General features: G+C 42.9%; 7 protein-coding genes. All 7 read right to left on the bottom strand.

Annotated elements, in window-relative coordinates:
* Positions 1–903: a heme o synthase gene (gene cyoE, locus MJO53_RS10055; RefSeq protein ID WP_252078993.1), complete on the bottom strand. Its 903-nt coding sequence runs from the start codon at positions 901–903 to the stop codon at positions 1–3.
* 159 nt (positions 904–1,062) lie between these two features.
* On the bottom strand, positions 1,063–1,767 hold the full coding sequence (locus MJO53_RS10050) for an energy transducer TonB (RefSeq protein ID WP_224835442.1): 705 nt from the start codon (positions 1,765–1,767) through the stop codon (positions 1,063–1,065).
* A gap of 63 nt (positions 1,768–1,830) precedes the next feature.
* Complete coding sequence (locus MJO53_RS10045) at positions 1,831–2,181, bottom strand: VanZ family protein (RefSeq protein ID WP_252078992.1); 351 nt, start codon at positions 2,179–2,181, stop codon at positions 1,831–1,833.
* Positions 2,182–2,230: 49 nt separating this feature from the next.
* The gene (gene gcvH, locus MJO53_RS10040; RefSeq protein ID WP_224835444.1) at positions 2,231–2,611 is read right to left on the bottom strand and encodes a glycine cleavage system protein GcvH; all 381 of its coding nucleotides are present in this window, start codon (positions 2,609–2,611) and stop codon (positions 2,231–2,233) included.
* A 91-nt stretch (positions 2,612–2,702) separates the two neighbouring features.
* On the bottom strand, positions 2,703–9,806 hold the full coding sequence (sprA, locus tag MJO53_RS10035; protein WP_252078991.1) for a cell surface protein SprA: 7,104 nt from the start codon (positions 9,804–9,806) through the stop codon (positions 2,703–2,705).
* A gap of 5 nt (positions 9,807–9,811) precedes the next feature.
* Entirely contained in the window at positions 9,812–10,393 is a 582-nt protein-coding gene (gene ruvA, locus MJO53_RS10030) for a Holliday junction branch migration protein RuvA (RefSeq protein WP_252078990.1), read from the bottom strand.
* Between the two features lie 17 nt (positions 10,394–10,410).
* Positions 10,411–12,708 (bottom strand): NADP-dependent malic enzyme, encoded by a 2,298-nt coding sequence (locus tag MJO53_RS10025; RefSeq protein ID WP_224835447.1) that lies wholly within the window; start codon positions 12,706–12,708, stop codon positions 10,411–10,413.
* Positions 12,709–12,797: the final 89 nt, after the last annotated feature.

Raw genomic sequence — 12,797 nt, 5'->3', positions numbered from 1 at the left:
TTAGCTAATAAACTTATCTATTACGTATACAATTTGAATCAATGAAATATAGGTTACACTGGCCAACATCAATCTACGTGCTGAGGGGTTATCCCTATTTTCGTAGAGTTTGAATGCAAAAAATAGCATGACCAACCCTGACAACAGTACAATGGCTGCTGCCGGAATTGAAAGTTGCAACCTTCCTGTAAAACCGAATACAGGTATGATCGATATCACTATCATCCAAATGGTGTACAGTATTATCTGCAATGCAGTACCTTTATCTTTATGGCCGGTGGGCAACATTTTAAATCCTGCTTGTTTGTAATCCTCGTCCAACATCCAGCCCAATGCCCAAAAGTGGGGAAATTGCCAAAAAAACTGGATCATGAACAAAGTCCCGGGTTCAATACCAAATTCGTCCGTTGCCGCGACCCAACCCAACATAAAGGGAATGGCTCCGGGAAAGGCGCCAACAAAGACCGATAGTGGTGACTTGGTTTTCAACGGCGTGTAGACACTGGTGTACAAAAAAATGGAAATTGCCCCGAACATAGCTGTTTTTGGACTTAGTGCAAACAGGGACAATACACCCAAAACCGTTAATACAATGGCAATGATCAATGCTGTTTTTACCGACATTCGCCCGGACGGGATGGGTCTGTTCCTGGTCCGTTTCATCAAAGCATCCAAATCCTTTTCTATGATTTGATTGTATGCATTAGACGCACCTACCATGCAATAACCGCCAAACATGAGCAGCAAAACGGAGACTAAATTGATTTGATAGGCTCCCAAAAAGTATCCAGCAATGGAGGAGAAAACCACACTGACAGCCAATTTGGCCTTGGTAATCTCCTTAAAATCTGTAAATAGTAAGGAAAGGGAATTATTTTTTACGGAACCTACGGCAGATTTCATCCACATCTATATTGGCTCGCAAAGATAACGCCAGTGCATATCTTTTGCAACCAAAGCTAAAGTTTTATGATTCTTTGGGTCAATTGCATCAAAAAAGCCCGAATGAAAAAATTCACTCGGGCTTTTCCATTCCTGCCTCGACAGGAATTTTATGTGCTTTTACTGAAGCTTAAACGTAATTGGAATACTAAAAGGAACCTTTACGGGTCTTCCTCTCTGCTTTCCAGGAGTCATTTTAGGTAGTTTTTGAATGATTCGCAATGCTTCTGCCTCCAAATTCTTATCTGGCCCACGCATTCTAATATTTCCGATGCTTCCATCTTTTTGGATAACGAAAATTACACTTACCCTACCTTGAACACCCATTTCTTGGGCAATTTCAGGGTAACGGAAGTTTTTACGAATATGCTTCTGCATCATTTCTTGAAAACATGCTTTTTTATCGCTTGCTCCTTCACAACCTGGGAATACAGGTACATCCTCGATCACCGCAAAGGGAACCGATATATCTTCTTCTACTTCCTCTACTTCAACCTCTTCGATTTCCACTACCTCTTCTTCTTGACTGGTTTCGGTAGATTCGATTACGGTCTCTTCCACTTCTTCTTCATCCTCTACAACCTCGATTACCTCGGGGGCAGCTGGTGGCGGTGGCGGTGGTGGAGTTTTAATCTGCTCGGTCATCGGTACTTCTTCGTCCAACTGATCTTCAACATTCATAGAAATGTCGTAATTGTTGGCCTTGTCATATTTTTTCCACTCCATGGCTCCGTAGACTAAAGCCAAAACAGCTGCCAATCCTATAACAAAGTATAGTGTGCTGTTTCTTGCCACGTCCGCTTTCGGGTTCTTTTTTGGTTCCATCCTTTTTCTCCTTTTCTTAATTTAGTGTTTGCTAATTTAATTATTAATTGGTTAAATAAACAATTAAAATTTCCATTTTAACGGGTTTTTCTTAGAAAAAACCCACCGAATTAGTCCTATCCCTGCAAATGCGCCCAGTGTATTTGCCAAAACGTCGCCAAATTCGGCCATACGATCGGTAGTAACGGCATGTTGCAAGGCTTCCATTAAAATTCCATAAGCTATGGCAGTTACAAGAACAATATTGACGGTCCTGTTTATACCAAGGCTTCCTTTGGTTCTTTCCCGCAAACTTAAACAACCCACAAAACCAAAGACCATATAAAATATAAAATGGGTGATTTTATCGGCATATGGAACATTTAGGCGCCCGGCATCCAACTCCATATTCGAGAAAGAAAATAAGCTGAGCATTGTAATAAACATTGCCCAGCTTATAAATAATAAGGTATATATGTTTTTTTTAAGCACCTATAAGGGACTTGTAATCATCCGCGCTCATGAGACCTTCCACTTCGGAGGCATCGCTCATTTTTATTTTTATCATCCAACCATCACCATAAGGATCTGTGTTCACCTTTTCCGGCTCGTCCTCCAAGGCTTCATTAAACTCAACAATCTCTCCGCTGAGCGGCAAAAAAAGGTCGCTAACGGTCTTTACCGCCTCAACGGTTCCAAAAACTTCCTCTTTATCCAAAGTTTCGTCCAAAGTTTCCACTTCAACGTAAACAATATCCCCCAATTCGCTCTGTGCGAAATCCGTAATACCCACGGTGGCGATATCTCCATCTATCTTGACCCACTCATGATCCTTTGTGTACTTTAATTCTGACGGTATGTTCATTACTTTAAGTTTGAATTTGTAGATGGACAAATGTAACGGATTGCTGAAAGCTTTTCAAACAAACTTGAAGACAAAATGCAATTAAAAACGATTAGTTCCCAAAGTTATACCTCAAGGTAAAACCAGCATTAATGGTTGTTTGTGGAAATGCCGTGGATACCGCAAACTCGGAGAACGAATGATCATAGAAGAACAAAGCGTTCAAACTTTTGCTCAAGGCATAGTCCGCGGTAAACTTTAAGGACATTAATTTTTGTCCGGATGTGATCTGATTGTTATCGATATCCAAATTTCGGATAATGGTAATATTATCTCGCAACGACAAGTCGGCTTTTAGGTTCAAATCCCCTTTTAACCTTGTTTTTTCCCCTCCAATGTTGGTCACAAATTTTACATCTTTAAACCGGTATCCCAAACCTAGGGTATATTCGCTCCCGTTTATTTCCGTTAACAAGTTGTTGTCAAAACTCAAGGACAATGTTCTACTGGTCCTTACTTCTGCCAATACACTAAAGGAGCTCTGCATCTCAAAGTCCACACGCATCAACGGGCTAAATTCGTCGGTAAGCACTACATTATTGATCAGGGTCTTTGGCAAGAAATCCCCGTTTTCCGGATCTATCGTGGTATTCTGGCGCTCCAAATTCGTTTGAAAAGAGTTAACACTGTACGCTGCTCGATACCCGTGAGTTAATGAGAAGCGTTTAAATTTCTTTTTAAACCAACGATTCTTCATGAGGCCGGTATACTTTATGTTCCAGTTGGGAATCGGAATATCCCTAAAAGCATCCAGGTTTACACGCTCCACATCCTGTCCGGTGTAAGCCGCAAAGAATGCGGGAAGCAGCACCTCTTGTTGAGTTTTACCATACCGCTCCGGAAACCCTTCTTCATCCAATTCACCTGGATCACCACCTCTATCGGACACCAATCGGTTGGCGATAGTAATCCTATTTTGTTTAAACTGCTCAAAAGTTTCAGAATCGAACTCATCGCTTTTATTAAAAATGGTACCGATCATTACCGTGGAAATACTAAAGTTCCCCATTTCGTTGATAAGACCGTCCAAGCCATTGCTCCACTCTTCTGGACTATAGCTTTCTTGTGTAGAGCTCGTAAAACTCCTGTCGGCACTCAAATCTATGGTAAGATCTTGGGTAGGCTGGGCCGTGGCAGTTATATTGAGCTGTTTGTTCATGTTCTGCATAAACTGTGTACTGTACTCCGGATAGTCTGTTAACCATCCTTTTCTGGCCGCTTCAAAACGCACATCTGCCTGGCTACCAAAAACAAAGCCCAATGTTGGACGGGCCGTTCCGATGAACCCTATGGATTGTGTGTAACCTGGTAATACTGTTCCCCTGTTTTCGCTATAATTTACGTTCACTCTTTTTACCATGGTAAGCACATCCACCAATGTATTGAACCCTTTACTTGTTTTTCGCGGGCCATTACCATTAGCTTCATTTACAGGATTACCGGCCTTGTCCCTGCGCACCGGGGCCTGGTTTGCCGTTACTTTGCCGTCTCGTTTTTTAAGCCCCAAAAAGTCATAGAAACGTTGCATGCCCATGTTGGCGGTCAATGTATGCGTACTGGCATTTTGCACCACGTTGATATCCTCATTGGCCACCTCTCGTAGTGCATCCCCACCACGTTGCCAATCAAAATTACTGGTGTAGGTGTATTGTGCATTTATAAAATTGAGGAACGGGATCTTACTAAATGGCAGCTCGTAGTTCAATTGCATTTGTTGCGCATGACGATTGGGCTCTCCAACATCAAAAAAGCCATCCCAAAGATCTAATGCTTCGTTGATTCCAGAATCGGGGTTGTCGTCCACATTAAAATAGTTCCGAACTATGTTGTTGTTGGATGCAGTTAAATTTACCCGTAAAGATTTGGACAGACTATAATTAAGGGCATACTGCCAATTGAACAGGTAATTCCGCTGCTGCAACAATGGCAATTCCAAAGCCTCCACCCCTGGCTCCAATACATCGCGATACCTTTGTTGATTAAAGGATCGGTTGTAATTGGCATTTACCGATATGCTGGTCGGCAACGCATTAAAGTTCAAATCCTTGAGCCATTGCCAATATTTGCCGGTAAGCATAGAGTCTTTCTTGGCAAAAGGCGCTACAAGTGCCGGTTTAAAATTATGATTGTACACAAATCCTGTCGATACATTTTGATCTCTTAGTTCGGCTACCTCAAAATCCCTATGGTTTGTTTCGTTATAGGAATAGTTAAAGGTGAAGTTTTCTATATCGAAGAAATTCTCTTCCGCTTCCTCCCCTCTATTTTTACGGACACCTATTAAATTAATACTGGTCCGTTTGGTGTAATCCTCTGCTTGTTGTTTTATGGTTTCGGCCTCTTCTGCAGTAGATGCCGCAGCAATCCTATCATCCAATCTAAGGTCATCGTAGACTGGATCAAATTCGGGGGTGATCAAGGTTTCGGAAATACCATAATTGAACGGTAGTTGTAGGTTCCATTTTTTTGGAAACAATTGCCCTACATTTACATTGGTGACCACATCGTAGGAAATCGCATCTTCCAAGGCACGTTCTGTAGGGGTTTGATCTATAGATCCGAACCCGGAAGTACTTTTGCTTCCGGTTGCTGTCACATTCGCAAAATCAGCCATGTTTGCATCCAAGGCTGCCGTAGCGGCCCAGCCTCCATTGTTTTCCAATCCTGCCAAACGAAGTTCATTGAACCAAACTTCGCCTCTTGCAGGAATATCATCGATATTTTTGATACCTACCATCATTCCACGAATACTTCCCAAGGACGGGTTTCCTCGAATCCCGATTCGGACTCTACCAAGTGTTCTTGGTGCAAACTCATCTACCGGCATAGCTTCACCATCCACAATTTCATAATAGTTGATTTCATCCAAAGTTTGATCGGATATTCCTTTGGATTTCACCTTGCTCAAATCGCTCAGTGCAACATCCAGTTCATTGACGTCTGGCCAAATCTCTTCGGATGATGTTGAACCAAAGGGTGTAAATTGAAGAGGCAATTCCAGTTGATAAAAGTTTTGTGAGAAATCCGTTCCAATTCTCAAAAAACCTACTAAAGGTGTATCGTTATCGGAATAATCGGTATTGAATATTTTTTCGGCGTGCATGAACATTTTTAAACGCTCGTACTGGCGCACGTCGATATTTACATTTTTGAATACTCCCCTGGAATCTTCGGACTCCAAATTTTCCACCACAAATGATAGTGATTGCTCATTTTGGCGGATAATGGTGTTATTATTGTTCAATTGCTCCCGAACTACTCCTGGAGGCAGTACATATGGTATGGGCTGCCTTCCATAATTCTCTTCAATATTTACTGTATTTACATCGGTAACCGTTGCGTCGTCGGTAGGATCATTGTCCACATTGGGCTGTAACGAATTTGTATAGGTCCTCCAGTCACCACGAACCAAATCCAGTGTAGCAAATCGCAATACTACATCATCGGAAAAGCCAGTAAGGTACATTCGCATAAAACTGATGGATCTAAAATCGGAGATTCCCCCAACAGCATCGGTAAAATCGCTCAACGGAATTTTATATTGAATCCATCTACGATTCAACTGCGTACCATTGGGCAATGTCGGGGTCTGTCCTTCGCGAATATCGGTTACATATTGATCATCTATTGTGGTGTTAGGTTTAATCTGAATCCGGTATTCATAATAACTGTTCACCGTGTTCATGGTCAAATCCCTGTCAATATCTTCTACGTCGGGCAATGTTGTGGAACCTCTATTGGTATCGGTTACTGCCACCGGGGAGTTCCCCTGAGTATTGTTAAAATCCAAATAACGTTCTAAAATTCCACCATCCCGGTTCAAGTAATATTGATAGTTATCCAATGCAGGGTCTTCTGCCGGTCCATTGTATATAGCGGCCTCCTCGGCATCACCATACCCATCCAAACCTAAATCTTGGGCTGTTCTGTTGGCTTCGTCGGCATCAAAAGCATACACCAAGGATTGAGTCGATGGTACCTGTCCCCAGATAGTTTCCCTGGGCACCTCATTGTTCGTGCTTGCAGGAAGTCCATTTTCGTATTGTTTACGACCGTCCTTTAAAATATCCTCGGAGATGTTCCCCAAGTTCAAAACCAATTCGCCCGCATTGTTACCTGCGGTTTCGCCGTCAATATAAGGGTCCAATACCCAAAACTGTACAAATTCCACATTGGATTGCTCAAAATTGGTACTGCTCAATGGTCGCATTATACCTGCCCATTTGGCTTCGGGTGTTTCGCTCTCAAAACTTGGATTGGCGTTGTAAGGTCCTTTTTGGTTAGGGTAATACACAATATCCAATGTGCTCTGCACCTGGGTCTGCCCTTGGGCTATATCGGTCTCAGTAAATACTTCATCTATAAATACCCTACGGGTCGAGTTCAAGGAAATATCGTTGTCCGACATTCCAGAAGGTCTTTGGTTGGTATAAAAAATAGGGTCGATGGTGTACCACGCCATCTTTGCGCGTTCATAGCCCACATCGATACCGGTTCTATCGTTTAAAAATTCCACTGGCGGACTTGCCAAGGTCCATCCTAGGGACGAGCGAATATCGATCAAAGCCTGGGCCCCTTCAAAATCGTCCAAATAAGTCGTTGTTTCCCCTTGAAAATCCGCATTTTTTGGTGAGTTGGGCCTTAAAAAAGCGACTTCACCGCGCAATGATAGGTTAGAGGGTACATCGGTATCTATATTCGGTAACTTGTTCGCCAAGCGGGTCAGAAACGGCATTTCCGTACTAAAGTTTCCATTTAGACCAAAAATTGTATTGTTCACCGGTTCTATTCCGTAGTTGGATTTTTGGGTGAGCGGCCGTTCATTCAGATTGAGCAAGGTACCGCCCAAAACAAATTTATCGTTGAATTTATGCTCTACGTTTACCCCCGCAAATCTTCGAGTTTGCTGTCCGAACACGGCATTATTTTCCACCGAAATATTGATCGGTGTGTTGGATGCCTCCAAACTTGGATCCAACAATTGAACCGTACCCGCTTGATAATTTACCGTGTAATCGATGCCTTCCTGCAGTTGACGACCACCGGCCGTTACCGTTACGGAACCCTGGGGCACATTGAACGCCCCGATCGGAATACCATTTCCGGATTGCGAAGTATATCGTCCTTTTATTTGGAATCTATTTTTCTCGGCATCTTGCAAGGAAGCTGCTTTGGTCTTTGCATACATGTTTCGGAAAACATATCGTTGCTGATTAGGGTTGTATCCTTGATCATTGTCCACATCATAGACCCCACCGCCCAAAAGCTCAAAGAGATACTCTCCAAATGGCTCTACCTTGGTAAAAATAATTCGCCCCGATTGTGAATCTACTGTAATGCCCTCAACATAATCAAAGAAGCCATCGCCTCCCGGCTGTACATCATTGTAAATATTTAGACGATCCAGATTGAAAACATTCAACAATATTTGATCCTGTAAACCCGTGGGCCATCCGGCATTGGGATCTACGGGCGTAATGTAGTTCCTCGGCGTAGGATCGGAATAGAGTATATTCAGTTTAAAATCTTCTTGATTTAGTTGATAGGCCCCTGTGGAATAGATGTTTTTCATCATCAAATCCCAAATAGGATCTTGTACATTGGTGATATTGCTCTTAAGCAATTTCAACACCAAGGAATTGTTCTCGATAAGATTGGAATTTGGCGGTATTGTTGTCGCGTCCACACCCCCGTTGGCAAACTCTCCCACTTGAAATACTTGTCCGTCAAAGGTATATTGGAAAGCCACACCCAAAACTTCATCGTTGCTCAAGCTCTGGCTCAAGGAAATATATCCTAGCTGGGAATCAAACTCGTAGTCACGACCAGGTTCCAACTTACGTGCATTTTCCAAAATGGCGTAATCGAACCCTTGGTTTACGGTGTAGCCGGGTATATTGAACCCCGATTCTACAGTTGCGATATCCCTAATGGATTGTGTAAGGGCCCCACTGCCAATCTGATTGGGATCGTATGCGTTGGCGGCATTCTGGGGCAAGCCCGATGCTACCGCAGAAGGGTTGAAAAAGCCGGCAGGGTCGCCATTGTTTACACCAATACGGGTATTATCGGAAATAGCCTCTCCCAAATCCTGGATGGCCACCACGTTCCTGACGTTCTGTGTCTGCTGATTCCTGTTGGTCACCCACACCTCCAAACGTGTAATTTGCACCCTACTTTGAACAAAAGGGTAAAATTCCAAGGCTCTGTCGTAATTATCCCTAAAATAGTGAGCAAGGAAAAAGTGACGGTCCTCATCGTAATCCAAGGCGGTCAAGGCGAACTCATTCACAGTTCCTCCGCCTTGCGCAACTACAGTATTGCTTTGTGAACGTTGTTCCGAGAACACTGCTGTTACGGTTGTTTTTCCGAACTGCAATTGGGTTTTTACACCGAATAAGCTCTGCGCCCCAGTAATCAAAGAACTATTGAGGGGCATATTTACATTACCTATTTCTATTTTACGAAGGATATCGTCCTCGGTCGGGGTATAATCCAGTTTTACCAAGTTCTGAAAATCGAAAGTAGCCTCGGTATCATAATTTGCGGTCACTTGAAGACGTTCCCCTACTTTTCCCAGCAAACTTAGACTGATGCGTTGGTCAAAATCAAAAGAAAGATTGGTTCTATTTCTGGGCGATAGTGCCGGGTTATCGTTTTTTTGCCATAAAATACCAAGATCCATGGCCACCGAACCTTGCGGAATCACCTCTATTGTATTACCTCCAAAGACGGACTCAAAAAAGTTGCTGTTGACATAAAAATTGGGCAATAGGTTTTTTCGGGCCTCCTCACTTCCTTCCTTTTTTCCCGCATAGGCATCCGCTTTCTGCTTAAAGTAGGATTTCATCTGTTCCTTTTCGATGAGCTCATAATACTGTTCCGGAGTCAAGATCAACGGGTAATTGACATTAAAATCACCTATGCTCTCGGTGTAAACGTATGTATTTGTTTTGGGATCGTAGCTGTACTTGGCAACAATACTGTCCGGGTTTTCCATAATAAGGCGACCTAGAGCAACTCCGGTCTTTACCGAGTCTTGGACCTGCTCATTGGTGTCCTGTGCCATTGTTACGGAAATGGACAGAAAACATACAACAAAGAAAATGTACCTAAAACGTGCCTGTTTAAGTATTGGTTTTGCCCCTTTTTTCAAACTAGTTACAAATTTTTCAGCGCCTGTTTTATAATGTTCTCTACGCTTAACAAAGTGTCTTGGGAAAGTACCTTGTCCACGACCTTTTCAGATTGCTTTCTGGTAAAACCAAGAACCTCTAATGCAGATAACGCTTCTTCTTTATTTGTATTGTTTGATTTTTGTGAAACTTCGCCTATGTCGTAGACTTTTAAAATTTTGTCCTTTAAATCCAAGATTACCCGTTGGGCCGTCTTGGCCCCAATCCCCTTTACAGACTGGATTACGGACACATCTCCGTTGGCAATGGCGTCCCTGACATCGGCAGGGGACAATGAGGACAACATAGTTCGAGCAGTGCTGGCACCGACCCCGGAAACCGATATAAGTAAGCGAAACACATCCCGCTCTGCTCTTTCGGCAAAACCATAAAGCGTATGGGAATCTTCTTTAACCAGCAAATCGGTGTAAACAAAAATATTTTCTTCGTCCGATAGCAAGGAAAACGTATGCAACGAAATGTTTAAAAAATACCCTACACCTCCACATTCCACAATAAGGTATGTTGGATTTTTCTCAACAAGCTTTCCTCTTAAATGGGTAATCATCAATTTAAGTTTATAAGTTATCCGGCCTGCATTTTTGCTTTCCTTCTTTTTTCTCTCTCTTGCGCATCGATTACGGCAACAGCTGCCATATTTACCATTTCATCGACACTTGCACCCAATTGCAAAATATGGGCGGCCCTGGTCAAGCCGACCATTATCGGCCCAATGGAATCCGCCTCGTGCAGTCCTTTAAGTAATTTATAGGTGATATTGGCCGATTCCAAATTTGGAAATATCAGCGTATTTACCTTTTTCCCTGATATTTTTGAAAATGGGAAGTTGTTATTGCTCAATTCCGCATCCAGGGCAAAATCGGTTTGAATTTCTCCATCCACGACCAAATCTGGGTTACGTTCGTGAAGAATTCGAACAGCCTCTCTTACTTTTTGTGCATTTGGATGACTGGATGACCCAAAATTGGCATAGGACAATAATGCTATTACAGGTTTAAAACCGAAGGTTTTGGCCACATTTGCGGTCATTTGGGCAATTTCGGCCAATTCTTCGGCATTAGGATCCACGTTAATGGATGTATCTGCCAAAAATAGTGGCCCACGCTCGGTGATCATTATATTGACGGTGCTTGCATTTTTAACGTTTTTTGCTCTACCCAAAACCTCGAAAACAGGTCGAAGCACCTTGGGGTATGCCCTGGAGTAGCCAGAGATCATCCCATCTGCATCTCCTTCTTTGATCATCATGGACCCAAAGTAATTTCGCTTGCCCATATTTACACGGGCGCTATATTTTGTCTCGCCTTTCCGTTTTCTTTGTTCCCAAAGTTTTAGGGCATACTTGGAACGCATCTGACTGAATTCATCTGAACGCGGATCTATAATCGGCACTTCTGCATCAAAATCTAGCTCTTCTTTTAAATTTTCTATAGTTTGCTTATCGCCCAATAAAATTGGGGTCGCAATACCTTCATCATGCACGATCTGCGCGGCCTTCATAACATCCAAAAGCTCTGCTTCGGCGAAAACTATACGTTTTGGGTTTACCTTAGCCCTATTGTGCAATAGCCTTACCACCTTATTATCGTTGCCCGATCTTTGGTAAAGCTCTTCCTCGTACCGATCCCAATCCTGAATCGGCATACGGGCTACACCGCTATCCATAGCCGCTTTTGCCACAGCTGGCGGTATTTTAGTGATCAAACGAGGATCAAATGGTTTTGGAATGATATAATTCCGGCCAAAGGTCAATCGCGTTGCATCATAGGCTATATTTACCTGCTCAGGCACTGGTTCCCTGGTCAAATCGGCCAATGCACGTACAGCGGCCATTTTCATTTCTTCGTTGATCTTGGTAGATCTTACATCCAATGCTCCCCTAAAAATAAAAGGGAACCCCAACACATTGTTCACTTGGTTAGGGTGATCGGAACGACCTGTCGCCATAATGATATCCTTACGTGTTTTCACAGCCAGGTTATACTCGATTTCTGGGTTAGGGTTGGCCATGGCAAAAACAATGGGATTATCGGCCATGGATTTCAACATTTTGGGCGAAACGATATCTGCGATGGAAAGTCCTATAAACACATCGGAGTCTACCATTGCCTCTTCCAAAGTATCTATTTTTCTATCTGTGGCAAATTCTTTTTTTTCTGTAGTAAGCGTATCCCGATCACTTCGGATCACACCTTTACTGTCCAGCATAACTATATTTTCCGCCTTTGCACCGAAAGCTTTGTACAATCGAGTGCACGAAACTGCTGCAGCTCCGGCTCCACTTACCACTATTTTTACTTCTTCGATTTTTTTGTCGGCTATTTCCAGTGCATTCAACAACGCCGCAGCGGAAATAATGGCAGTACCGTGTTGATCATCGTGCATTACGGGAATGTCCAGCTCATCTTTTAACCGCTGTTCGATCTCGAAAGCTTCAGGAGCTTTGATATCCTCTAAATTGATTCCTCCAAAGGTGGGCGCAATAGTCTTTACGGTTTCTATGAACCGTTCCACATCGGTAGTGTCCAGTTCGATGTCAATTCCATCAATATCGGCAAATATCTTAAAGAGCAAGCTCTTGCCTTCCATTACCGGTTTTGATGCCTCTGGGCCAATATTTCCCAAACCCAAAACTGCGGTACCATTGGAAATTACCGCAACAATGTTCCCTTTTGCGGTATACTTATAAACATCGTCCTTGTTTTTTTCGATTTCCAGACAGGGTTCCGCTACTCCTGGCGAGTAGGCCAATGCCAAATCCCGTTGTGTGGAATATGGTTTTGTTGGTACTATTTTAATTTTTCCGGGTTGTGGTTTTGCGTGGTAGAGTAATGCCTCACGTCTTTGCTTTTCCTTGCTCATATAGTCAAAAATGAATTGGTAAAGTTAGGACATTCATTGGTTTTATCTTAAAATACAATGAATCAATTTAAACAATACCAAAACGCACG

Source organism: Flagellimonas marinaquae, assembly GCF_023716465.1.
Lineage (GTDB): Bacteria > Bacteroidota > Bacteroidia > Flavobacteriales > Flavobacteriaceae > Flagellimonas > Flagellimonas alginolytica.
This window is presented reverse-complemented; position numbering and strand designations above follow the sequence as displayed.

Coding starts and splice junctions, on each gene's coding strand:
- cyoE (WP_252078993.1), bottom strand. CDS start 903: ATGAAATCTGCCGTAGGTTCCGTAAAAAATAATTCCCTTTCCTTACTA.
- MJO53_RS10050 (WP_224835442.1), bottom strand. CDS start 1,767: ATGGAACCAAAAAAGAACCCGAAAGCGGACGTGGCAAGAAACAGCACA.
- MJO53_RS10045 (WP_252078992.1), bottom strand. CDS start 2,181: ATGCTCAGCTTATTTTCTTTCTCGAATATGGAGTTGGATGCCGGGCGC.
- gcvH (WP_224835444.1), bottom strand. CDS start 2,611: ATGAACATACCGTCAGAATTAAAGTACACAAAGGATCATGAGTGGGTC.
- ruvA (WP_252078990.1), bottom strand. CDS start 10,393: ATGATTACCCATTTAAGAGGAAAGCTTGTTGAGAAAAATCCAACATAC.
- MJO53_RS10025 (WP_224835447.1), bottom strand. CDS start 12,708: ATGAGCAAGGAAAAGCAAAGACGTGAGGCATTACTCTACCACGCAAAA.